The sequence below is a fragment of the Halanaerobium saccharolyticum genome (genome assembly GCF_004362045.1).
GTDB lineage: Bacteria > Bacillota > Halanaerobiia > Halanaerobiales > Halanaerobiaceae > Halanaerobium > Halanaerobium saccharolyticum_C.
Genome location: NZ_SNWX01000005.1, coordinates 15,665 through 40,849, shown reverse-complemented (window position 1 = coordinate 40,849; position 25,185 = coordinate 15,665). Strand labels below are relative to the sequence as shown.

The following is a 25,185-nucleotide window of genomic DNA, read 5'->3' as shown; positions in this document are numbered from 1 at the left end:
AAGTATTAAATTAACCCGCTAATTATATCTTTCTCCATAATTCGCTAAATTCCTGCAATTAATTATAATTTTTTTAAATTTTTCAAAATGTTTTGTTGATCAGTAGCCAGGTAGGCAGAGTCATCATTATTTAACTCTGACTTCAGTAAAATAATCTCTCTCCGCTGTTAATTCAATTTTATCACCTTTTAACTCAATAACCTCTTCCAGTCTAATGTCAGTTGAGGAACTGCCGAGCATTATTTCAAACTCACCTGGCTCAACCACTAAATTCATATCTTTATCGTAAAATGACAGCTGTTCGGCTTTTAATTTAAATTCAACCGTTTTAGTTTCTCCTGCTTTTAGTTCAATCCTCTTAAATCCTTTAAGTGACTTAATCGGTCTGGTTAAAGATGCAATCCTGTCATGAATATATAATTGAACTACCTCTGCTCCCTCAACCTGACCTGTATTTTTGATATCTGCTTTAACCCTAATTGTCTTATTTCCTTTAAACTCCTCTGGTGTGACTTTTAAGTTAGAGTATTCAAAATTAGTATAACTTAAGCCAAAACCAAAGGGATATAGGGGTCTGTTACCGGTAAATACATAATCTCTATAATGAGACATATGGCGGCGATTATAATGAATTGGTGTCTGTCCTACATTTTTTGGAATTGAAACCGGAAGTTTTCCGGCTGGGTTATAATCTCCAAATAATACATCTGCAACACCATTTCCACCTTCTTCTCCCGGCAGCCAGGCTTCTAAAATTGCATCCGCATTTTCTGCAGTCCATTCAATTGATAAAGGTCTTCCATTAACAAGTACGACTACAACTGGAGTACCTGTCTTTACAATCTCTTTAATTAATTCTTTCTGCACTCCCGGTAAGTCCAGGGAAGTACGGTCATGATGTTCGCCAGTGGTATCAGTAGTATCCTGCAGCTCACTTAAAAAAGCCCCTCCTTCAAAATCAACTACATCATCATCACTATTTTCGTTTTCTCCCATTCCGGAAAGTCCAGACTTACCGCCAACAACAACTACTGCAACTTCCGATTCTTTGGCTGCCATAACTGCTTCAGCAAAGCCATCCTGATTTGTATCCATAATACCACAGCCATAGGCATAATTAATTTTAATATCCTGAGAAATTTTACTTTTAATTCCATCCAAAATACTTATTACCTCAACTGCATCTTCCTTACTGTCAACATGCGCACTGTAAGCATAATCACCAAGTAAATTACGGGTACTGTCGGCAGAAGGTCCAATTACAGCCAAAGAAGATATGTTTTTAGCTAAAGGCAGTAAATTGTTTTCATTTTTAAGTAAAACCATAGATTTTCGGGCTGATTCCCGGGCCAGCTCTCTCTGTTCTTCTGTCTCAAATAAATCTTTAATTTTATCTATATCGACATAGCGCTGATCAAAAGCATTGACCTTAAACTTATAGCGCAGGTGTCTTCTCACTGACTGATTGATAACAGCTTCTGAAATTAAACCATCATTTACTGCGTCAACAAGCTTCTGTCCATAGCATTCTGTTTCAGGTAATTCAATATCCAGGCCAGCTTCTAAAGCTTTAATTCCTGCTTCCTGCATAGAGCGAGCTACCTTATGTTCATTATGCAGCATCTTAATACTCCAGTAATCAGAAACAACAATTCCGTCAAAACCCCATTCTCCTCTTAAGATATCAGTTAATAATTCTCGGGAAGAAGCACAGGGAATACCATCAATATCATGATAAGCATTCATCACTGAACCAGCATTTGCAGTTTTAATTGCTGCTTCAAAAGGAAACAGAAAACTTTCCCGCAGCTCTCTTTCAGAAATATTTACCGGTGCATGATTACGGCCACCTTCTGAATAACTGTGACCGGCAAAATGCTTGAGAGTTGCCACAATCCCATCTGACAATTTATCTCCCTGCAGTCCTTTAACATAAGATGTTACCATCTCTGCTGTCAGATAGGGATCTTCTCCAAATGTTTCTTCTACTCTACCCCAGCGCAGATCTCTTGCCACATCAGCAACCGGTGATAAAGCCAGATGAGCTCCAATTGAGCGCAGCTGTTTTCTAATTACATCAGTCTGTCTTTCCAGTAATTCCGGTTCCCAGCTGCTGGCAACTCCGATTGACTGGGGAAAAGTTGTTCCCCCCTTACCCATGTACCCGCTCAAACACTCTTCGTGAACAATTGCTGGAATTCCAAGCCGGGTATTTTCGGCAATATATTTCTGCATCTTATTTGCTGCTTCTGCTGCAGCTTCAGGTTCCAGGGCGCTGGCACCGGCAATTCTTGTGATCTGGCCGATCCCATTTTTTAAATATTTAGCTGCTTTCTCTTCTGAAAACTTGCCCTTTTCTAAAATTTTATCAGGACCAATCGATCCCAGCTGAGCTACTTTTTCTTCTAAAGTCATCTCTGCCAGTAATTTATCTACTTTTTCCTCTAATGAATAATCATCTAAATTAAACTTTGCCATAAAATATCTCTCCTTCATCTTAAAATATTATCTATATTTTTATCCTTTTAACGCTCCAGCTGTCATTCCTTTAATAATATGCTCCTGTAAGAATACATAAAGGATTATCAAAGGCAAAACTGATAAGAAAAGTGCTGTTAAAGTTAAAGGAATATTAATTCCATGCTGGCCCTGAAATTCAAATAAGCCAAGGGTCAAAATTCTTTTACTGGGACTTGAGGTTAAAACAAGAGCGTAGGCAAACTGGTTCCAGAGTAAAGTAAGATTATAAATAGCAACCGTAGCAATTGCCGGTTTAACTAAAGGTAAAATTATATCTTTAAAAATCCTGAACCTGCTTGCTCCATCTATAATCGCTGCTTCTTCCAGTTCATAGGGAATATCATTTATAAAACCTGTTAAAATAAAAACAGAAATTGGAAGACTAAAGGCAACATAAGGACCAATCAAAGCTGAAAGTTTATCATATAAGCCCATTGAAAGTGTTATCTTGTAGATTGGAATCAGAGTTGAATGAATTGGAATCATCATTCCAGCCAAAAATAAAATATAAACAAGTTTATTAAATTTAAAGTCTATTCTCGAAATTGCATAACTCGCCAGAGCAGAAACAATAATTATAATTGCAACTGAGATAAAGCAGACTATAATACTGTTAATAAAATATATATAAAAGCCAGATTCCATTACATCAATATAATTTTGAAGTGTGAAACTCTCTGGTAGTGACCAGACAGGATTGCGGAAAAACTCCATCCTGATCTTAAAGCTGTTCTGTACTAAAAATACAAGTGGGTAACCTGTTATTACTAACCAGATCAGCAAAAACAAATAAATAACTAACTGCTTTAGTTTATTAATCATTATTTTCACCTAATTCCTGACATCTTTTTTACTGAATCGTAAAAATACAACTGATACAATAAGTGCAACTAAAAATAAAGCTACAGAAATTGTACTACCATAACCCATATTCATTTCTGTAAAGGATTTAGAATAAAGATAGGTGGCCATTAATTCGGAAGCGTGATTTGGCCCTCCACCTGTTAAAGCAAAAATCATGGCAAAATATTTAAGTGAACCAACAATAATCAAGACAGAGGCATTAACGACCGTGGACCTTAACATTGGTAAAGTAACAAAGAAAAAACTCTGTAAATTGCTGGCTCCATCTATTTCTGCTGCTTCATATAACTGTTCTGGTATATTGGAAATACCAGCCATAAAAATAATCATATAAAGTGGTATAAAACGCCACTGAATTGGAGCTGCTACAGAATAAAAAGCAATATCAGGATTTCCCAGCCAGCTCCGCGTTAACTGTTCTAAACCAACTAAATTTAAAACTCCATTTATCAAACCAAAAGTCGGATCATACATATAACGCCAGAGAAATGCTACTGCAATTGACGATAATAACATTGGTACAAAATATATAGTTTTAAAGAAATCAGCACCCTTAATTTTACGAGTTAATAATACTGCTAAAAACAGAGCAATTGGTATCTGGACTACCAGAGATATTGCTACAAGTTTAAAGTTATTGGCCATCGAAGACCAGAATATTGGATCATTCAACAATTCTGCCCAGTTTTCCAGGCCTAAAAATTTCATTGCCCCTATACCATCCCACTTAAAAAATGAATAATAGGCAGAAAGTGGAATGGGAATAATTAAATAAACCAGAGAAAAAAGGACTGCCGGCAGTAAAAATAATGCTGCAATAAAATATTTATTATTCATTAATTCTTTTTTATTCATTAATTATCCACCTCTCAAATTAGAGCAGAGAGGAAAAATTCCTCTCTGCTTATTAATTCTAGTTCCATTACTTTATTCTTCTTATTTATTCACCATAATATTTTTTGGCAGCTGCTTCCATCTTATTAGCTGCTTCTTCTGGTGTCATTTCCAGTCCAAATAAAGCCTGAGTTGTGTTTAGATGAACCTGTGCCAGTTCTAATGGTAATGTTTGATCATACCAGAGCTGAATATGGTTTGCTTTCTGACTTGTATTATAAATTTTCTTCATTATTGGATCCTCTATTTTTTCACCTACACCTCTAAATGGAGGAATATTTCCGATTGCAATTAATTCTTCTCCCATTTTTGAGTCAGTTAGATAATGTAAGAACTCAACTGCAGCTTCTTTATTTTCTGCTTTTGTTGAAACAGAATAATAGTTATCTCCAGGTGTTCCTACCAGATTAGAAGGATCCCCTTCGCCAGATTTGATTTCCGGGAAGTTAAAGAAATTAAACTGATCTACCATATCAGGAGCTTCATTTTTAAAGCCAGAATAAGCCCAGCTGCCCATAAGATACATTGCTGCCCGATCAGTATATAATAATGTTCTAGACTGGGAGGCGTTTTCATCAAGACCATTAACACCTCTAGGGAAAGCCCCCATTTTTACTAGTTCCTGAATTCTTCTACCTGCTTCAATAAATGGCTGATCGTTAAAAGCACCCTCTCTGCTGATTGCTTTCTGCAGTGCATCCGGACCGCCAATTCTATCAACTAAATACATAAAATACATTGATCCAGGCCACTTATTCTTATTGGCCAGAGCAAAAGGTGTAATTCCATTTTCCTTAAATACATTTACAACATTTACTAGTTCTTCGTAGGTCGCTGGTACTTCAAGTCCGTGTTTCTCAAATAAATCTTCTCTATACCAGACGAGGGCAGGTGACACATTTGTAACTGGTACACCATATACTTCACTGTCTACTATACCCAAATCCATAGCAGCTGGCATAAAATTATTTCTCCAGTCTTCTGTCATATGTGGCTGTAGGGAATAAACTTTTCCTGCATCTACATATCTTTCTAAACTGGCACTACCCCAGGTCATAAATAAATCTGGTGCATTGTCAGCCGACATTGCTGTTCTTAATTTTGTTTTATAGTTATCATTTTGGGTTGGAACATGTTCGATATTCACATTTGGATTATCCGCCTCAAAGCGTTTAATTGCATCTTTTACTGCTGGAGTAGCCTGATCAGCAGCAGTTCTAATATCCCAGAGAGTTAAAGTTACCTCATCCTGAGCCATAACTGTACCAGCAAAAACAAGAGAAAATACCATTAATAAAGCAAGTGATAAAATTGAAACATTTTTCATAAAATTATTCCTCCCTTTTAATTTGAAATTCAAAGACTTTTCAACTTTCAAAGTTAATAATTAAAACAAGAGAACAATTATCCCCTCCTTTAAATATGACATTGTAAAACAGGATAATAAAAATTCTTAATTTAAGTATTAATTTAAGCGATAAATTAACTCTCTAATATTAATATTCAACACTCAAGCAAAAATTCCTGCAAGAAATTTCAGATTTTTTTAATAAAAAAAAGAAAAAGCCACCATTTTACCGGCAGCTTTTTCTATAATTAGATTATTTTAGATTAAATTAACTTTAGTTAATGTTTGTTTAATTTTATTGCTCTGTTCATCTGTCAGCAGACCAACCGGTTCTTTGCAGACTGCATTTAAATTGCTGCCGCTGAGAGAAACTGCCTTTTTAATTGCCGGGAAAAAGGGATTAGAAATACTGTAGATATCCATCATTAGATTGATTTTATTGTCTAATTCTTTTATTTTATTAAAATCTCCTTTTTGATAGGCGCTATAAAAATCTGCAAATAACTCTGGCAACACATTAGATAATCCACCGATCAAACCATCTCCTCCATTTAATAAATTAGGAAGAAAATATTCATCAAATCCGGAATAGACAGCAAAATCTTTTTTTAATGGTATTTTTACTCTTTGAATTAATTCGCGAGTGTGGCTGATTGTATCCATTGTATCTTTAATTCCTACAATATTATTGTGGTCCCGGGCCAGCTTATAAACTGTCTCCGGAGAAATGTTGACTCCACTGCGGGCGGGAAAATTATAAATATAGAAATCCAGATCAACATTCTGAGCAATGTGGCTGTAATAATTATAAAGAGTCTGCTGGTTAAATTGAAAGAAATAAGGAGTAATTACAGCTGCTCCGTCAACTCCCTCATCCTGGGCAAAATTAGTTAATTCTATTACATCCTCTGCTGCTGTTCCTCCAGTACCAACTAAAACCGGCACCCGCTTGTTAACAGTTTTTACAGCAAAAGAAATCAGCTTCTTCTTTTCTGCTGAAGTCATGGCGAAAAATTCTCCAATACTACCTAAAAACAAAATACCGTTTACTCCAGCCTCTATTAATTTTTCTATATGTTCTTCTGTGGCCTCAAAATCAATCTTTTGATCCTGATTAAAGACTGTAATTGTTGGTGTTATAATTCCTTTAATCAATTTTATCCTCCTCACATTTTTAAATTACTATTTAGTACTATTATTTATTAATTCAGTTAAATATTCTGTATCAATATAGGCACCCTTCATTGGAGAAGCAGCAAGCTGGCTGAAGATTCCCAGTACACCATTTAAAAAACCTGATTCTGGCTTTTCCCACCTATTTGAGCGCTCTTTTAAAATCTTGCTGATTTCTTTCTCTGTTTTTACTTGACCATTAACTCCAACAATATTTAATCCTCTTTTCTCGATATTAATTTCTATTAAATCATTTTCTTCGACTAAAGCTATTGGTCCCCCTGAGACAGCCTCTGGTGAAACATGACCAATCGCCGGTCCTCTGGTGGCACCAGAAAATCTGCCGTCAGTTATCAGAGCAGTTGTTTTATTTAATTTTGGATCAGAAGCAATAGCCTCTGTTGTATAATACATTTCAGGCATTCCACTGCCTTTAGGACCTTCATAACGGATAATTACGGCATCACCGGAAACTATATTTCCATTTAAAACAGCTTCCATCGCTTCCTCTTCGCGATCAAAGACTCGGGCCCGGCCGACAAAGTTCTTCATTTCCTCAGGTAGAGCAGAATGCTTGACCACTGAACCTTCTGGAGCCAGATTACCCTTTAATATTGCAATCGCTCCCTGGTTATTAATCGGAGAATCAACCGAGAAAATTACTTTTTCTTTTTCAGGCATTAATGCCGGTTTGGCCTCCATTCCTTTGAGGTAGGAAAAACTTTCTAAAGTTTTAAGATTTTCTGCCAGAGTCCTTCCTGTAATAGTTAAAACATCAAGGTGAAGATGTTCTTTAATTCTTTCCATAATTTCCGGCACTGCACCGGCATACCAGAAATACTGAGTGGGATAGTCACCACTCGGAATTGTATTCACCAAAAATGGAACTCTGCGGTTAATTTCATCAAATAAGTTGCCGTCAATTTCTATTCCCAGCTCATGAGCAAAAGCTGGTAGATGCAGCAGGGCATTACTTGAACCGCCTATGGCAGCATGAACTGTAATCGCATTTTCAATTGACTCTTTAGTTACTATATCTTTAACTTTGAAATCTTTCTTTACAGCTTCAGTTAAATATGAAGAGGCCAAATCAGCCATTTCTTTTAAGTAGGGACCGTTGGCTGGAATTAAAGCCGAACCGGGTAGTGCCAGACCAAGGGCTTCAGCCATAACCTGCATTGTAGAGGCGGTACCCATAAACTGACAGGCTCCACAGGAAGGACAGGCCAGCTTTTGAGTTTCTAAATACTTTTCTTTACTGATTTCTCCCCTTTTATATTTTGCATAATCACTGGCAGTCATATCAACAGTTGTATTTTTCTTACCCAGGGCCATTGATCCACCAGGTACGTGAATTGTTGGCAGATTTAATCTGGCTGCTGCCAGTAAATGAGCCGGTATTGCCTTATCACAGGCTGAGATCATAATCATTCCATCATAAGGAGCAGCCTTAGCCTGAACTTCTACCATATTTGCGATCATCTCTCTAGAAACCAGGGAATAATTCATCCCATCATGTCCCTGGGCAATTCCATCACAGATGTCACTGACTATCATTGAAGCACCTTTTGCTCCCCTATTTTTTAAACTCTGCAGGGCCTGCTCAACCAGCTGATCAAGATGAAAACTGCCTGGATGACCATATCCGTAGGTGCTGCTGACTATAATTTGAGCTTTAGATAAATCCTCTTCTTCCCAGTCCATCCCCATTTTTAAAGCATCAAGTTCTGGACTACTTTTTCGTATTTTTTGACTTTTTAACATTAAGATCGCTCCCAGACTTTAATATTATTTTCTCCCTGCTTAAATTTAGTTAAAGGACCGACTGGACTTTCAGCAGTGTTTTCTTCTCCTAGATAATCTCTATTAATCTTTAAACTGCTCCCATCCTTATTTTCAAAGTCAGCATCAGCGATTCTAACTTTTGCCAGACTTTCTGTACTCAGGATTTGAGTTTTGATTTCAGCAAATTCTTCCGGCAGTTTACAGTTTAGATAAACATCATTATTTTTTTCTTCAATATTTAATTCAGGATCAAAATTATCCAGAACTACATTATTTTCTTCTCGTTCAAAAGGAATGGCTCCTTTTAAATAAAGATTATTATTAATATAGACCGGCTGGTTGGTATCCATAAATATCTCCACATCTCCCGGCTTTTGGTGTACTTTTTCAAAATATTCCTCTAAAGAAGCTGTATAATCATCAAAATGGGCAGTTCCTACACCTTCTCTAGCTTTGTCATTAGAGGTAGCTCCGTGATCAACGTTAATAATATCTTCCAAATCAGCAAGACCAATAAAGATATTATTATAAAACCGGTCATCTCCCCCTAAAATCACTGTAAAACCTTTAATTTTAGTACTGTGCGGCTGATGGTAGGGAGTTGATCTCTTTAAAACTTTACGCTGGACCATCTTCCCTGCAATTAAATTGTTTACATAGGCTCCACCCTGAGAAAAATTATCCAGTGCATAATCTGAAGCCAAAATATTATTATCAACTATATAAGGACCGTGGCTGACTTCAATAAATAAATCCCGGTTATTATTATAATAAAGATTACTGCTAATTCTGGTTCCCTGTGTCTGCCAGTCCATCCAGGTACCTAATGAGCAGTCATTAATCCGGTTATCATGAATTTCTACATCAATAGGAGCATGAAGCTTGATTCCAGCAATTTCATGACCATAAAATTCTCTTTTTAAAGCAATATTATAGATATGATTGTTGTAGATTTCACTGAAGATACAGCCTAAATGACCAACAACTCCATTCTGACCACTATCATGAATAGTATTATTTTTGATAATATGAGATCCAATATTATCTTTGTTCCAGCCATAATCTTCTGCTTCAAAAACTGATTCAATCTGATATTTATAACCTGGTTTATCCTGTCTTTTACTGCGAAAATTATCTCCAGTTGCTGCAGTTTTACCAATACTAACTGCACTGCATTTTGCATCGTGTATATCATTATCTTCAATAATCCAACCTTTACTCCAGTTAGGACCAATTAAGCCAGGCTGGTCTGCTGTAGGAGGTGTCCAGGGAGTAGCTGCCTGGGCCATTTCAAAGCCCTTAACAGTAATATAATCAATACCAGTAGTTTCTGGATAAAAACAGGCTTTACGGACATTTATCTCAACTAGCTCCTCAGTTGGATCTGCCTGATGAAAATTAGCATAAATAGTAGTCTTTTCATGATCAATCTCTACATACCAGAGATATTTTGTCTGCTCCGGATTTTTAACTTTGTCTATTTTACCAGTCCAGTCATCTTTGATTTCAGTTTTAACTCCTGGATCAACTAATTTATCATATGAATCAACCTCATAAAAAGACATTCCATTTAGATAAACATCTCCCAAGTGTTTAGTTTCCTGACCACCAGTATGGATTAGCCAGTCACCAAAAATTTCTTCCTGATAGGGATTATAATCTCCAAAAAATTTATTATCTATTTCTGTTTTCCAGATTGAAGCTTCAACATTCTCCCAGTCTTTTATTCTTTCTGAACCCTTAATCACTACTTTTTCATTTTCAGCTGTCTGATAAGTAATTCTCCTTCGGTCACTCAAACCTCTATTCTTTGGTTTAACCCACTCTCGGTATGTACCTTCGTGAACAACAACCGTATCTCCAGCTTTTGCAATTTGTGCAGCTTTATTGATTGTTAAAAATGGTTCTTCTTTAGTTCCTCGATTAAAATCTGAGCCTTTTTTTGAAACATGATATTCAGAACTCATTTATTATCCCCCTATTAAATTATTTTAAAAAAATAAATACCGCTACATAAATAGCGGTACGAATATTATATTTTTCTGTGACAATTCAAATTTTTTTAGTTTCCTGGCAGCAGAGTAAACGAAGCTAAACTCGCACTTCCTTCCCCTCTGTAGGTAAAATATAATGACTGTACTCCAGCTGGAATTTCAACAGATGTTGAATATCCCTGCCAGATATTCGAAAATCTAACCGGGATTTCTGCCAAAGCTTCACCATCCCAGGCTGTCTTAACTTCAAATCTGCCGCTGCAGTAACCTCGAACTTTTATTTTAACTTTATTTATATTATTAATCTCAAAGTATTTAAAACCTGCAGTTGCAGAATCTTTCATATTCTGGATATAGCCTGTCTCTTTATCTCCGTCTTTTCCAGCCTGAGTTATCTTCGGAAACTGATTATCCATCCAGGCACCGGTAAAATCAGTATAAACTGATTCTTCATCTGTAAATAAATTGCAGGCAAGATAGGCCGGATATTCTCCTACTCCAATTAACTGATTATCTTTAGAGCCAGAAGAAGTCATCTCTACCTGGGGAATATTTCCCTGATCTGTAAATTCAATTTTTTCCAGACAGGCCTGTCTGCTAAAATTGGTTCCATTCGTATGCCGGTGATAAAAGATATACCACTGTTTATTTATTTCAACAATGCTGCCGTGATTATTGCCGCCATAATACATTGGTTTATCAGCCGCTTTATAGCTGTCAATACCAATATCAGCATTGCTGACAATAGTACCCTGATATTTAAAACCTTCAGTTGGCATCTTACTGGTAGCATAACATAATTCATGCATTAAAATTGAGGAATAAATTAAATAATATGTATCTCCTCTTTTTCTAATTGATGGGGCTTCAAAAAACTCATGTCCTTCAAAACCTGTTCCTTCACTATAAGGTTCACTTGGAATTACAAATTTAGGTTCTTCAATAATTGTCAGCATATCTGAGTCTAAAACTGTGCCCATCGCTCCATTTCTTGATTCATCACCTTTCTGACAGAAGCCAGTATACAAATATGTTTTTTCACCTTCGGTAATGACACCTGGATCAAACTGAGGCTGATCTCCTTCTTTTTCACCCAGGCGAGTGCCATCCTGATAATGGACATAACCATAAAACTCATATTCTCCAGCCGGAGTATCAGAGACAGCCACTGAAACTATAGAGAGCTTATCAAGAACATAGTAAAGGTAATAGCGACCATCTGGGCCAACAGTCACATCCGGAGCATATAAGCACATGCTGGCATCTGGATTAAGAGGATCTTCTGTTTTTTTATAAATTACTCCTTCATAACTCCAATCTGCCAGGTCATCAACTGGAGCTGACCAGCAGACATAATCATTCAGACAGTAGGCATGACCGTTAAATTGGTCATGAGAACCGTAAATATAAACTCGGTCATTAAAAACATAAGGTTCAGCATCAGGGATATACTCCCATGATGGTAAATACGGGTTAACTTGCTGTTTTTTCATAAATCAATTCCTTCCTATTTTTTAAGAGTTAATTTAAAGTTTAAATTAACTCTCTATTATTATATTCACGACTCAATTAAAAAGCCCTGCAGAAATTTTGTTTTTTTATTTAAAATTAAAAAAGCCACCATTTTAATGGCAGCCTTTTACTTTATTATAATAACCTATCTTTTTTTCCTCTCATACTCACTGGGAGTCATTCCCTCTGAATCTTTGAATACCTTAAAAAAATAATTGTAATTATTAAACCCAACCAGATTAACAATTTCTTTGATATTTTTATCGCCAGATCGAATCATTTTTTTAGCTTTTTTAATTCTCAGCTGATTTAGATAATCACTAAAACCCTGTCCACATTCTTTTTTAAATTTTCGACTGAGATAAGAATAACTGACACCGATTTCGGCAGCTACCCGGCCTAAAGTTAGATCCTGATCATAGTTTTTATCTATATAAAGTAATGTCTGATTAATTAAATTTGAGTAATTATTTTTATCTTTCAATTCTTCAACTAAATTAAGATAAATGGTTATTATCCAATCTTTAAATTCTGCCAGAGAGTTTAGTTTTTCTAATTTTTGATAGGGATTACCTTTTTCCTCAAAAATATTTTCCCCATTTAAGCCCTTATCTTTAATACTGCTGTTGATAATATTGATCAGTGAAATAAGAGTCATCTTTAAAACAGATAAGCCGGGTTTAATCCGAGCTATATCATTAAATAAATCTTCCAGTTCATTTTTTAAAGCTGCCGCATCTTTTTTTTCTATATATTTTAATAAAAGCTTTTCTCTTTTAATATCAAGATTAAATTTTTGATTATCAATTCGATTATTCTGATTTTGATAAATAATCATATCTTGACCCTGATAAAATTTATTTTCAAGTAATTCTGATGTTTGATTATAGTTTTTTGCTATCTCCAGGGGGCTCTGCAGAATATTACTTACTGCAAAACTGGCTGTGATATTCAAATAGTTTTTTAAAGCGGATTTAATCCTATTGATAGCAGAAGTGGTGCTGTTGTTAATTTTCAATTCACTATTTTCCTGAAAAGAAAACAAAAAGAGAAAGTTTTTCTCATCTTTTAAAACTGCAAAAGATTTACCATTCTCTTTTAAAATTTCATCTGCCATATTGATAAAGGAGCGTTTAATATTCAAAAGTTTAGCAGCAGAATATTTTTGCTGTAATTCCCGATAATTATCAAACTGACCAATTGTAATTACTATATTTTTAAGGTCAAAATTAATAGAAAGTAATTCAATTTGTTTTTTTAAATCTTCTTTATTAGCAAAATGACCCCGCACCAGCTTTTCAGCAAAATTTTGAATTAAAATATTTTTTTGATCGACAAAAAAACTTTCTTCAAAAATATCACTATTTTTATCTTCTCTATTCTGCTTGATTTTTTTACTTAGCGCGGTAAGCAGGCTGGTTAAACTATCCTGTCTTAATTCATGTTTTAAGATATAATCCTCTGCTCCGGCCTTTAAACTTTTTTTGACATAATCAAACTCTTTATATCCACTTACAGCAATTGTTTTGATTTCTGGATAATTTTTAGCTGCAAATTTAATCAATTCAGCTCCACTTTTACCGGGCATCTTCATATCAGTAATCAAAATATCAAAATTTTCTTCTGCTAATTTATTTTCAGCCTCTTCTACATTTTTAATCTGTTCCGATATTTGAAAACCCTCTTGATTCCAGTCAATTATATTTTTTAGATGTGTATAATCAAAAATATCATCTTCAACTATCATTACTTTTAACATTCTGAATATCCTTTCTAAAATAAATTGATAATTACCTACTTAATTTTAATTGATTTCAGGTAAAATAATTTTAACAGTGGTAAAATAACCTTTTAAACTTTCAATTTCAATTCCATATTCTCTGCCAAAATAAAGTTCAATTCTCTCTTTTACGTTATTAATCCCAATACCAGAAAATTGATTTTTATTCTCCTTCTTTTCGTTTAATAAATTTTCTATTTCAGATTCTGACATTCCTATCCCATCATCTGTAATTGTAAAAATAACCTGGCTATTTTGAGTAAAACCTTTTATTTCAATCATTCCCTGTCCACTTTTAGCACTAATACCGTGAATAATAGAATTTTCTACAACCGGCTGCAGTAAAAAGCGAGGTATTTTATAATCCATTAGATTTTCTTCTATTTCAAATTTAACATCAAATTTATTGTGCAGTCTAAACTGCTGGATATTTAGATAACTCTCAAGATACTCTACTTCTTTCTCAACCGTAATGAAGTCCTCTTTATTATTCATGCTCAAATGAAGCAGGTTGATTACTGAAGAAAGAAAGTTTTCCAAATTGTCTGCATTCTGCATATCTGCCAGCAGTCGAGCAGTGTTTAAAATATTAGAAAGAAAATGAGGATTAATCTGAGCCTGAAGTGCTTTAAATTCTAAATTGCTTTTTTGTTTTTCTTTTTCTTTAACATCCTCCACAAGTTCTTTTAATTCTTCAACCATCTGATTAAAATTAGAACTGGCTTCAGCAAGCTCATCCTGTGCCTGATCATCAATTTTAACTTCTAAATTTCCTTCTTCAACCTGATTCATGGCTTCAACTAAATTATTAAGCGGATCTGAAATACTTTTAGTGAATATATATGATAAAAATACTGCCAGCAGAAAAATAATCAAACTAATTCCCATAATATCTTTAGCAATCTGACCTGTTTCTTTATTTAAATAAGAGAAAGGAATAGTACTGACTACATACCAATCAACACCTTTTATTGGAGAATAGGCAGCCATATTTTTTTCCTGTGCAATTGCTAATTCGAAACTTTCATTAGTAGAACCTGCATCTTCCCTAATTTTTTGAATCAGCTCAGCTTCTGGATATTTTTCATTAAACCTGATATTATTATTTCTGGTAGAAACAACAGTACCTTCTGTATTAACAATAAAAATTTCAGTTCCCTGACCTAAATCAATATTACGGTAGATATCAGAAAAAAGATTTTCATTTATTCTGATAATAATAGTGCCCAGCTCTGTTCCTTCATATAATTCTTTAATTGTTCTTCCAATAATTATTCCATATGACTTTTCAGGAGTATTTTCGGGATAAACACGGCTGATCTGATGCAGCTCATCTCTAAAATCTACCGCCTTCCAGACAGGCGCCCCATTTTTTTCCTGAATTTCTGCAAGTAAATTTTTTCTAAAATTATCCTTAAAAGTTAAAGTAAAGCCGGTATCACCATAAGCAATAATTTTATCTCCTTGATCAGTAAATAATTGAACATCAGAGATATATTCGGAAAAAGAAAATTTGCGTACCATCTCAGCTCTCATGCGATATCTGGCATCATAGACTTCCCACTCACTCAACTGCTCATAATTACTGAGAGTATTTTGTACAAGTTCCGAAAAAGCAATTTCTATCGTCTGATATTCCATTCTGGTTAATTCTTCCTCAATATTTTTTGCCACCTGATTAACTACTTCCACGGAATAGGTATTAATTTTATCATGAATCGCCTGACTTGATTTCTGATAGGAGTAAATACCTGTAATTAACATTGGAAATAAAGAAAGAATTAAAAATAGAACTATTAAACGATTCTGGATATGGGTTTTTCGAAGATAACGGTATAATTTTATTTTGATTTTAAGCAATAAGTTTTCTTTCATAATATCGCTACTTTCCTGTATAGTCTACTTATATTATAACATTTTAATACTAATTAAACAGCCTTTTTAATAAAATTATAGTTATAATAACAAAAGAACTCCCAAAAAGAGAGCTCTTCTGTTAAAAATGTTATATAGAAATAATTATTTAAATTATTAAAATCTAATCTTCACAACTATATAGTTAATTTAGTCAATTATAATTTCTGCAGTGACATCTTTACTGCCTTTTATTTCATAGCCTGGAATACCATACACAGGATTATTATTTTGATCCCAAAAAATTCGCTGGACTCTGGTATGTCGGTTTGGATCATAAAGTGGATCTCCACTAATCTCCTTATATGATCTGGAATGGTAAACTAAAATATCATTTCCATTTCCATCGACTGTAAAAGAATTATGACCAGGTCCATACTCATCGGTCAGCTCACTACTTTTGAAAATAGGAGCACCATACTTTGACCAGGAATCAGGATTTAATAGATCATCATCCTGACTGGCTGTCAGCAGTCCTACTGCATAATTAGAATCAGTAGCACTTGCAGAATAAGAGATGAAAATCTTATCTCCTTTTTTAATTACAGCCGGACCTTCATTTACATTAAACCCTTTTCTCTCCCAGCTGTGTACCGGCTCAGCAATTAACTTCTGGCTCCCCTTAATTTCCCAGGGGGTTTTAAGTTCTGCAATATATAGATTTGAATCTCCATATTTTTTCTGAGCCCAGACCAGATATCTCTGGTTTTGATGAGTAAAAGTAGTGGCATCCAGGGTGAATTCTTCAAAATTCATTTCTATTTTTCCTTTTTCTACCCACTTACCTTCCATTGGATTAGCAGAATCATTTTTTATAACATACTGTCTAATCGCCCAGATCGCGTCAGTTCTGGAAGCTGCAAAATAGATATACCAGCTGCCGTCAATAAAATGAATCTCTGGAGCCCAGATATGTTTGCTCATTTCCTGATCCGGATGCTTCCACCAGATAACCTTTTCTTTAGCCTCTTTTAAGCCAGATATTGTTTTAGCTCTGCGCATAATAATCCGATCATATTCTGGATAAGAAGCAGTAAAGTAATAATAGCCATCCTGATGTTTATAAATAAAGGGATCAGCCCGCTGCTCAATTAAAGGGTCAGGGTAATCTTTAACAAATATTTTACCTTCAATTTGATAATTTCCTTTTTCCTGATAATTCGGCTGATCATTTAACATCCAGTCAACAGGAAACTCAGCTCTAATTCCACTTTCAAACTCAACTTCCAGCTTTTTTGGTAATTTTATCTGCTCGCCAGCTTCTGCTCTAATTTCAACCGCTTCAATTTTTTTAATCTGAAAATGATCTTCCATAACAACTGGAGCTGCTGCCAGAACTGAACTCCCATAAACTGAAATGATCAGTAATGTGAGTAAAAAAATAATCAATTGATTTTGCTGTCTGAATTTGGATTTAGATTTCAATATCAATTCTCCTTCTCTAACCTTTTACTCCTCCAACTGTTAAACCAGAAATAAATGAATTCTGCTTAAACATGAAAAGAATAATAATTGGAACAACCGAAATTACTGCACCGGAAAATAACATATCATAACTATTACCATAAGGAGTGATCAAAGAAGCAAGTCCTATAGGTAAAGTGAAGTTTTCATTTGAGCGTAAAACAATCAGCGGCCAGACAAAAGCATTCCAGCTGAACATTGCCTGCAGAATTATCATAGCTCCAAAAGCTGGTTTCATTAACGGCATCATTATTTTAAAGAAAATAGCAAACTCTGAAGCTCCATCAATTCTTGCTGCATCAATTAATTCTGTTGGTAGACCAACCGCAAACTGCCGGAAAAAGAAAACTGCTACCGGTGGTACAATAAAGGGCAGAATTACCCCGGCATAACTATCCAGAATTCCTAAAGTAATAGACAGTTTATAAAGGGGAAGTATTAAAATTTCGATTGGGACCATCATTAAGACTAGAACTAAAATAAAAATTAGATTTTTACCTTTAAACTCATAAACAGCAAGTCCATAACCAACCCAGGAACTTAAAAACACCGCTGCGGCTGTCTGAATTGTGGTTATTAAAACACTGTTTTTATACCAGTGAAGATATATTCCACTTCTTTCTGTAAATAATGTCTTATAATTTTGAAAGGACATTATATCAAAATCTATACTTGCGCTTATTCCATTTTTAATTATCTGATCACCTGGTTTAAAAGAAGAAATCAGCATAAAGAAAAATGGAGCCAGAGCAAAAAACGCGAAAAATGATAAAACTAAAATTATAGCTGTAACCTGAATCTTATTTTTTGACATTACTGTTCCCCCTTTTTGAATAATCCGAATAAATTAAGCTGTATTATATTAACAATTAATACAATTAGCAAAAGAGTTATTCCGATTGCAGAAGCAAATCCCATATTAAAGTTATTAAAACCAGTTTGATAAATATAGGAAACTATTGTCATCCCAATATCATTTGGTGTTGCTGTCTGCCAATAGGCATAACTTTCGGCAAACATTTTATAACCACCAAAAACACTGATCGTAATTACATAGATGATAACAGGTTTTAAAGAGGGAATAGTAATGTATTTAAATTTATCCCAGCTGCTGGCACCATCAATATCTGCTGCTTCATAAATTTCTTCGGGAATACTCTGCAGACCTGATAAAAAATAAATTATATTTACTCCCAGCCAGCGCCAGACACATAAAACAACCAGAGCAATCATAGCGGGAATAGAATTCTGCAGCCAGGTAATGGGTTCCAGACCAAAAACTCCAATAATGGAATTAGCTAAAGTAGAAGCCTGTTCTCCAAAAGCATATCTAAAAAACATACCTGCCACAATTACAGAGGTTAAAGCCGGCATAAAAATTGATGAGCGAAAAAAGTTAGTAAATTTTGTTTTGTCACTATTTAAAAGTACGGCCAAAACAATTGGTAAGGGTACTAAAACTAAAATTGTCCAGAAGGTATAATTAGTACTTGTTAATAATGCATTTTTATAATGAACATTAAATAAATCCCTGTAATTTTCTAAACCAACAAATTTAGGCTCTCCAAAACCAATTTCCTGAAAACTCATAATAATAGTGGAAATCATTGGATATAAATAAAAAACAAGAAATACAATTATAAAAGGAGCCACAAAAATATATGGAGCCACTTTTCTCGAGTTAATGTATTTTTCATAGAAATTTTTAAGTATCTGCATAAAAACTCTCCTTAATAAAAGGCTAAAAGACCCAACTTAATCATTTGATTTGCTTAAGATTAGAGCCGAACCTTTTAGCCTATTTAGAAATTATTTTAATAATTAATCTTTTACTGTCTTAACTCTTCTGCCGCTTCTTCTAAAGCTTCTGCAGGAGTATGACTCTGCTGTTTAATAACCTTAAATGAAACATTTTTCTTGAGTAAGTCAATTGCCTTTGGATACTGCTCTGTAACCATAGTAGGATTGATTTCATCTCTAATTTCTAATAACATTCCAAAAATATCATCATTTCTAAAGTATTCAGTATACTGATTTGGTTCTGACATAATTGGATCATCCCAGACTCCCCATCTTACAGGGTCAAAGCCAAGTTCTGTCCAGAGCTTATGCGAAGCTTCAACTGATAATTTTGCTTCTGCTAAAAACTCTTTTGCCAGCTGCTGCTGATCACTCTGAATTGTTACAACTGTACCTGTACCACCCATACCGGCTGATCTGTTTCCGCCTTCATCCCAGACAGGTAAAGGACGAATAGCCATCTTTCCTTTTAGATCAGGCATATACTGCACAAATCTACCCATATACCAGAGAGGCATCATTAAAGTTGCAGCACCTTCATTATTCATAAAGTTCCAGTATTCTTCTGAATGATGGAATCCACCAGGGGCAGGAATTGCTATTTCGTGTTTATGAACCATATCATTAATAAATGTTAAAACTCTTTCGTTCTTCTCATTATCTAAAATAACACTGCCATCTTCTGCAAAAATATCAGATCCAATCTGACTGATCATAGGATATAGGGTCCAGTGTTCTGTTACTTCAACTGTAGTCATTGGTTTACCGGTAGCATCTTTAACTTTTTTACCTGCTTCTACAAAATCGTCCCAGGTTACTATTTTGTTAATATCAACACCAGCTGCATCCATCATTTCCATGTTATAATACATCACAGTTGCTCCAACATGGTAAGGAATACCATAATAGTTACCATTTTTAGCATAGTTGGCGAATCTAGCCTCAATCATTTTATCCATATTCGGTTCTACTACATCATTCATTGGAACTAACTGAGGATTACTTCCCTTTAAATAATTGGCAAATTTACTGATTTCAATATCTGCCATATCAGGTGCACCAACACCGGACTGGAGAGCAATTAACAGTTTATTATGCATCTGGTCATAAGGATAAACTGTTGCTTCGAGATTAATCTGATTGTCAGGATTGTTTTCATTCCAGCGGGCAACTTCTTTTTCTAAAAACTGCTGGTGTAATTCCTGAAAAGTCCAGAAAGTCAAAGTTGTGGTCTCAGCCGCAGCAGAGACAGTAAAGATAAGAAGCATTGTTGAAACTAAAAGAATAAGCAAAGATTTTTTCATAATAATTATTCCTCCTATTTTTTATTTTATTAACTTAAGTTAATTTTAAGACAATTTAGATAAATAGTCACTACATTATTTTTACCTCTTACTACAAAATTTTTCACTTTTATTTTTTTACCCTATTTAAGCAGTAAAAAATCTACATAATACCCTATAAAAAATAGGCTGAAGTAATATTTCAACTTCAGCCGTAAACTACCGAAATAGATAAAATTTATAAACTGCTTCTTATTCCTTTTAATCACTCAATTTTTCATCAAGTTTTGACAGTACGTGATCTCCCCATTTTTCTAATAGACCTGCCTGTCTTAAAAGTGTGGAAATAGTATAGCGGAATCTGAGTTCAAAGCCGTGATTCACTGCTTTTTTGAGCCAATCCCGATTTAAATTTTTAACATCTTTTCTTTCGAAAAAACCAAAATCAGCTAAAATTCCTTCTACACTTTCCAGGTAGTCTTTAAATTCTCTGATATTTGATTTGATCTGCTCTTCCTGATTCAACAAGTCATCTTTAGTAATTAAATCATGTTCCCAGCGCTGATCAAGCAGTTCTAAAATACCATCCGCTTTATCTAAATATGCTTCCCGGATTTCTTTTTCTCTATCCTCTCGATTATGCTCTAATTCAAATTCATTAAAATCAGTTTCCAGTAATTTTAGGTAAAAATTACTGCTGATAAAGGAAGCAGTTCCCACTTTAATACCGTGAGTTGGCACTGACTTCTGGAAAATACCGGCATACATATCAAAAAAGTGAGAAATATGATGTTCAGTACCCGAGGCAGGCCGTGAACTACCGACCATCATCATTGAAACTCCAGAATATATTAATCCCTTGGTTAAAATCTCAATACCCAGCTCTTCTCTGGCAATAATTTTTTCCGAGTTATTTATTAAATCATTCAGCACATTTTCTACTAAATCAAAAGCTTCCTGACAGAAATATTCATCAAAAAGAGCTACTCCTAATTTCCATTCCAGGAGTGAAGAAACTTTACCCAGAAGGTCGCCCAGCCCGGATTGAATTAATTTCCAGGGTGCAGCTTTTAAAATATTTAGATCAGCAATAATTAATTCTGGTGGAGTTGTGCTGTAGGTTTTTTTAACTCCATCCACAGTAATTGATGAGACAGAAGAAGCATAGCCATCCATCGATGGCGCAGTTGCAAAGACTGAATAAGGCAGCTGCATTTTATGAGCAGCATAAGCTGTTAAGTCGTTTATTGATCCTGAACCACAGGCCAGCACATAACCGTCAGGCTCAACTTTTTCGATAATTTTAAAAAGCGCTCCTGGTTCTGGAACTAAATGATCATCTTCTTCTCTTTCTTTCAGCATAATTTCAACTACCTCAAAATTTGCTGCTAATAATTTTTCTTTTAATTCTGCTCCAGCTGCCTTTTTGGTGTTCTGATCAACTATCAGATATATTTTCTGCTCCTCAGTAATCTCTTTAATCAGAGCAGTGGTTCTGTCTAGAGCATTTTCTGCTATAATCACATCTTCAATTGGAATCTGATGGACCTTTCCACAGGAACATTTTTCTCCTGATATTTTTTTAATATTCATTTTAATTTTTACCTCCCGGTTGCATAAAATTTAAACAAAAACTTTTTTCAAGTCCTGAATTATCTTATGTTAATTATAATTAACTGTTACCTTGCTTTTTCCTGCATTTAGAATTAAATTAACCCCAACCAATTAGTTGAGGTTAATTTAGAGGTTATTCAGTCAAACTATTTTAAGTTTTCTACAGCTGCTCTTTCAATTGGCAGTCCAGCTTTATATCTCTCCATAAATTCTTCAAAACCTTTAACATCTTCCTGATCTGGTTTAACAATTTTTTCATTCTGGTTTTTGAAGATTTCCTGATTAAGAAATTCTTCCAGGCTCTGTCCTTCTTCTTTATTTAAATGATAGGAAGCCAGTAAAGCAATTCCCCAGGCACCACCTTCACCGGCTGTTTCCATTACTGATACCGGTGCATTAACAGCTGCTGCCATATAACGCTGTGCAACTCCTTCAGTTTTAAACAAACCTCCGTGGCCCAGCATTTTATCAAGTTGAACATTTTCCTCCTTTAAGAGAATATCCATCCCAATTTTCATAGCACCCAGTGCACTCTGAAGATTGACCCTCATAAAATTAGCTAAATTGAAATTACTTTCAGAAGATCTAGCAAATAGTGGTCTTCCCTCTTCAAATCCAGTAATATGTTCTCCAGAAAGATAACCATAGGCTAAAAGTCCACCACAGTCTTTATCTCCTGCAAGAGATTTAGTATATAAAGTCTCATAAAGGGTATTCATATCTACATCAAAACCCAGAGATTCAGTAACTTCTTTAAAGAGATTGATCCAGGAATCTAAGTTTGAAGTACAGTTATTTGAGTGAGACATTGCAACTAAGTTTCCAGATGGTGTTGTAACCAGATCTATTTCAGGATGAACTTTTTTGAGTTCATCTTCTAAAACAACCATTGCAAAAATAGATGTACCAGCAGATACATTACCTGTGCGCTCTGCAACACTGTTTGTTGCCACCATTCCAGTACCAGCATCTCCTTCAGGGGCGCACATTAGACTACCAGCCTCTAAATTACCAGTAGGGTCTAATAATTTTGCTCCTTTATCAGTTAGTTTCCCAGCTTCATCACCAGCAACTAAGGTTTTTGGCATAATATCTTCTATTTTCCAGCTGTAATTTTTATCTTCAACTAAGTTATCAAACTGTTCAAACATTCTTTTGTTAAATGAAGCAGTTTTTATATTTATTGGAAACATTCCCGATGCATCTCCAACACCTAATACTTTTTTTCCTGATAACTGCCAGTGTACATAACCGGCTAAAGTAGTTATATAATCAACATCACTTACATGTTCCTCCCCATTAAGTATTGCCTGATATAAATGGGCTACACTCCATCTTTGCGGTATAGGATAATCAAAAATTTCTGTTAATTTTTCACTTGCCTCACCAGTAAAATTATTGCGCCAGGTTCTAAAAGGAACCAAAAGTTCATCATCTTTATTAAAAGCTAAATATCCGTGCATCATCGCACTAAAACCAATTGAATCTATTTTTCTAAGTACCACATCATATTCTTCTTTAACATTATCAACTAAATTTTTATAACTACTTTGAAGCCCCTTCCAGACTTCTTCTAAACTATAGGTCCAGACCCCATCCTCATAGCTGTTTTCCCAGCCATGACTTCCTGTTGCAATAGTTTCATTATTTTCATCTAATAAAACTGATTTGATTCTAGTTGAGCCTAACTCAATACCTAAAATAGTCTTGCCATTTTTAATAATTTCCTTTTTTTCTGCTTCCATAAATAAACCTCCAAAATTATTTTTTTCTTTTACATATCTCCTTCAAAACAGCTAATATAACTTGTATTTATATATTTCAACATTTATTCAGTTATTCCTGCAATCAATTTTAATTATATCTAAATCTATTTAATCAAAATTAAAACAGTTGGTTAATCTGAATGTCCAGAAGTTGCCTTTTCTGCAATGTCTGCAGATAATCACCTTACTGCATTTGCAACTTCTTTTAGCAAAATTAATCCATTTCTTCTCTATATATTTATGTGATTTATTATTCAATTTAAAAAATTTAAAGGAATCTTTCTAAGTGTTGAAAAATTCATTATAATTAGTCATCATAATAAACCACTAAAGAAAGATTCCTCTAAACAGTAATATATATTAAATTAATATCATGCTTACGGTTTTAATAATACTTTAATATTATCTTTATCATGCGCTTCTTCTAATGCCTCTTCAAAATCTTCTAAATGATATGTTTTTGCAACATAACCTTCTGCAGATAATAAACCTCTATCAAGTAAATCAATGACTATTGGATAAGTATATGGTCCCAGATGTGAACCTCTAATATCAAGTTCTTTACGGTCACCAATAACACTCCAGTCGGTGGTGGTTTCTTCCCCAAATACACTAAATTCTACGAAAGTACCCAATTTTCTAACCATTTCAAGACCCTGCTTTACTCCTGCTGGAGAACCTGTAGCTTCAATATAAACATCACAGCCATAGCCATCAGTTAGATCTTTAACAATTTTAATTGCATCCTCTTTTGCCGGATTTATTACCATGTCAGCCCCGTGTTTTTTAGCTAATTCTAAGCGTTTTTCATTTAAATCTAGGACAATTAATTTTTTTGGAGTTTTCATTTTAATTAATTGAGTCATGCTTAAACCCAGAGTTCCAGCTCCTGCCAGAACAACTACATCCTCAAATTCTATTTCTGCTCTCTGAACTGTATGCACAGCACAGGCCATAGGTTCAATTAAACTTGCTTCTTCAAAAGTTACTGAATCAGGTATTTTATAAATTTCAGAGTTAGGATAAATCTTCATGTACTCTGCCCAGCCACCTTCAGCTATATCTTTCTGGAATCCATACATATCATGGACTTCACACATCCAGTACTTTCCACTTTTGCAGAATCGGCATTCTCCACAGGGTTTTATCTGATCTGTTGTAACTCTATCTCCAATTTCTACTTTATGCATTTCTGCTGCACCTTTGCCAAGTTCAACAACAGTACCAAAGAATTCGTGACCTGGAGTAACAGGTGATTTTAACCAGGGATCATCTCCACCCCAGAACATATCACTTCCGTGATAAGCTTTTAAATCACTACCACAGATTCCACAGGCACTAATTTTAATAATTACTTCTCCTGGATCTGCTTTTGGACGATCAACTTCCTCAACTTTGTAATCCTCTGGTGCATAGGCCTTTACAGCTTTCATTTTTTCTGGTAATTCACTCATTTAATAACTCCTCCTAATTT

17 protein-coding genes are annotated in these 25,185 nt (G+C 34.6%); all 17 read right to left on the bottom strand.

The window, feature by feature from the left end; translation table 11 throughout:
* Nucleotides 1–126 precede the first annotated feature (126 nt).
* Entirely contained in the window at nt 127–2,478 is a 2,352-nt protein-coding gene (locus DFR79_RS04805) for a glycoside hydrolase family 3 N-terminal domain-containing protein (RefSeq protein ID WP_133514375.1), read from the bottom strand.
* Nucleotides 2,479–2,517: 39 nt separating this feature from the next.
* Nucleotides 2,518–3,342: a carbohydrate ABC transporter permease gene (locus DFR79_RS04800; protein ID WP_133514374.1), complete on the bottom strand. Its 825-nt coding sequence runs from the start codon at nt 3,340–3,342 to the stop codon at nt 2,518–2,520.
* A gap of 9 nt (nt 3,343–3,351) precedes the next feature.
* Complete coding sequence (locus tag DFR79_RS04795) at nt 3,352–4,239, bottom strand: carbohydrate ABC transporter permease (protein WP_133514373.1); 888 nt, start codon at nt 4,237–4,239, stop codon at nt 3,352–3,354.
* 85 nt (nt 4,240–4,324) lie between these two features.
* On the bottom strand, nt 4,325–5,605 hold the full coding sequence (locus tag DFR79_RS04790; protein WP_133514372.1) for an extracellular solute-binding protein: 1,281 nt from the start codon (nt 5,603–5,605) through the stop codon (nt 4,325–4,327).
* Between the two features lie 279 nt (nt 5,606–5,884).
* Nucleotides 5,885–6,781: a 4-hydroxy-tetrahydrodipicolinate synthase gene (gene dapA / locus DFR79_RS04785; RefSeq protein WP_133514371.1), complete on the bottom strand. Its 897-nt coding sequence runs from the start codon at nt 6,779–6,781 to the stop codon at nt 5,885–5,887.
* A 27-nt stretch (nt 6,782–6,808) separates the two neighbouring features.
* Nucleotides 6,809–8,563 (bottom strand): dihydroxy-acid dehydratase, encoded by a 1,755-nt coding sequence (gene ilvD / locus DFR79_RS04780; RefSeq protein ID WP_133514370.1) that lies wholly within the window; start codon nt 8,561–8,563, stop codon nt 6,809–6,811.
* A complete protein-coding gene (locus tag DFR79_RS04775) occupies nt 8,563–10,551 on the bottom strand; it encodes a right-handed parallel beta-helix repeat-containing protein (RefSeq protein ID WP_133514369.1) in 1,989 nt (662 codons plus the stop codon). Before DFR79_RS04775 ends, ilvD begins: the two co-directional genes overlap by 1 nt.
* Nucleotides 10,552–10,646: 95 nt before the next feature.
* Nucleotides 10,647–12,071, bottom strand: a complete 1,425-nt coding sequence (locus DFR79_RS04770) for a family 43 glycosylhydrolase (protein ID WP_133514368.1) — start codon at nt 12,069–12,071, stop codon at nt 10,647–10,649.
* A 164-nt stretch (nt 12,072–12,235) separates the two neighbouring features.
* Nucleotides 12,236–13,849, bottom strand: coding sequence for a response regulator transcription factor (locus tag DFR79_RS04765; RefSeq protein ID WP_133514367.1), 1,614 nt, complete (start codon nt 13,847–13,849; stop codon nt 12,236–12,238).
* Between the two features lie 45 nt (nt 13,850–13,894).
* Entirely contained in the window at nt 13,895–15,745 is a 1,851-nt protein-coding gene (locus DFR79_RS04760) for a sensor histidine kinase (RefSeq protein ID WP_133514366.1), read from the bottom strand.
* Nucleotides 15,746–15,934: 189 nt separating this feature from the next.
* The gene (locus tag DFR79_RS04755; protein WP_243727710.1) at nt 15,935–17,209 is read right to left on the bottom strand and encodes a family 43 glycosylhydrolase; all 1,275 of its coding nucleotides are present in this window, start codon (nt 17,207–17,209) and stop codon (nt 15,935–15,937) included.
* A 16-nt stretch (nt 17,210–17,225) separates the two neighbouring features.
* Entirely contained in the window at nt 17,226–18,062 is an 837-nt protein-coding gene (locus DFR79_RS04750; RefSeq protein ID WP_133514365.1) for a carbohydrate ABC transporter permease, read from the bottom strand.
* Nucleotides 18,062–18,967, bottom strand: a complete 906-nt coding sequence (locus DFR79_RS04745) for a carbohydrate ABC transporter permease (protein ID WP_133514364.1) — start codon at nt 18,965–18,967, stop codon at nt 18,062–18,064. Before DFR79_RS04745 ends, DFR79_RS04750 begins: the two co-directional genes overlap by 1 nt.
* Nucleotides 18,968–19,077: 110 nt before the next feature.
* A complete protein-coding gene (locus DFR79_RS04740; RefSeq protein WP_133514363.1) occupies nt 19,078–20,352 on the bottom strand; it encodes an ABC transporter substrate-binding protein in 1,275 nt (424 codons plus the stop codon).
* Nucleotides 20,353–20,592: 240 nt separating this feature from the next.
* Nucleotides 20,593–21,924 carry a sn-glycerol-1-phosphate dehydrogenase gene (locus DFR79_RS04735; RefSeq protein WP_133514362.1) on the bottom strand — a complete coding sequence of 444 codons (1,332 nt, stop codon included), beginning with the start codon at nt 21,922–21,924 and terminating at the stop codon, nt 20,593–20,595.
* A 167-nt stretch (nt 21,925–22,091) separates the two neighbouring features.
* Nucleotides 22,092–23,690, bottom strand: a complete 1,599-nt coding sequence (locus tag DFR79_RS04730) for a xylulokinase (protein WP_133514361.1) — start codon at nt 23,688–23,690, stop codon at nt 22,092–22,094.
* 398 nt (nt 23,691–24,088) lie between these two features.
* A complete protein-coding gene (locus DFR79_RS04725) occupies nt 24,089–25,165 on the bottom strand; it encodes an alcohol dehydrogenase catalytic domain-containing protein (RefSeq protein ID WP_133514360.1) in 1,077 nt (358 codons plus the stop codon).
* Nucleotides 25,166–25,185 lie beyond the last annotated feature (20 nt).

Excerpts from the sequence above, each read along its gene's own strand:
- DFR79_RS04725 (WP_133514360.1), bottom strand. The coding sequence starts at position 25,165 with ATGAGTGAATTACCAGAAAAAATGAAAGCTGTAAAGGCCTATGCACCA.
- DFR79_RS04805 (WP_133514375.1), bottom strand. The coding sequence starts at position 2,478 with ATGGCAAAGTTTAATTTAGATGATTATTCATTAGAGGAAAAAGTAGAT.
- DFR79_RS04750 (WP_133514365.1), bottom strand. The coding sequence starts at position 18,062 with ATGTCAAAAAATAAGATTCAGGTTACAGCTATAATTTTAGTTTTATCA.
- DFR79_RS04730 (WP_133514361.1), bottom strand. The coding sequence starts at position 23,690 with ATGGAAGCAGAAAAAAAGGAAATTATTAAAAATGGCAAGACTATTTTA.
- DFR79_RS04745 (WP_133514364.1), bottom strand. The coding sequence starts at position 18,967 with ATGCAGATACTTAAAAATTTCTATGAAAAATACATTAACTCGAGAAAA.
- DFR79_RS04740 (WP_133514363.1), bottom strand. The coding sequence starts at position 20,352 with ATGAAAAAATCTTTGCTTATTCTTTTAGTTTCAACAATGCTTCTTATC.
- ilvD (WP_133514370.1), bottom strand. The coding sequence starts at position 8,563 with ATGTTAAAAAGTCAAAAAATACGAAAAAGTAGTCCAGAACTTGATGCT.
- DFR79_RS04790 (WP_133514372.1), bottom strand. The coding sequence starts at position 5,605 with ATGAAAAATGTTTCAATTTTATCACTTGCTTTATTAATGGTATTTTCT.
- DFR79_RS04775 (WP_133514369.1), bottom strand. The coding sequence starts at position 10,551 with ATGAGTTCTGAATATCATGTTTCAAAAAAAGGCTCAGATTTTAATCGA.
- DFR79_RS04735 (WP_133514362.1), bottom strand. The coding sequence starts at position 21,924 with ATGAATATTAAAAAAATATCAGGAGAAAAATGTTCCTGTGGAAAGGTC.
- DFR79_RS04800 (WP_133514374.1), bottom strand. The coding sequence starts at position 3,342 with ATGATTAATAAACTAAAGCAGTTAGTTATTTATTTGTTTTTGCTGATC.
- DFR79_RS04770 (WP_133514368.1), bottom strand. The coding sequence starts at position 12,071 with ATGAAAAAACAGCAAGTTAACCCGTATTTACCATCATGGGAGTATATC.
- DFR79_RS04760 (WP_133514366.1), bottom strand. The coding sequence starts at position 15,745 with ATGAAAGAAAACTTATTGCTTAAAATCAAAATAAAATTATACCGTTAT.
- DFR79_RS04795 (WP_133514373.1), bottom strand. The coding sequence starts at position 4,239 with ATGAATAAAAAAGAATTAATGAATAATAAATATTTTATTGCAGCATTA.
- DFR79_RS04765 (WP_133514367.1), bottom strand. The coding sequence starts at position 13,849 with ATGTTAAAAGTAATGATAGTTGAAGATGATATTTTTGATTATACACAT.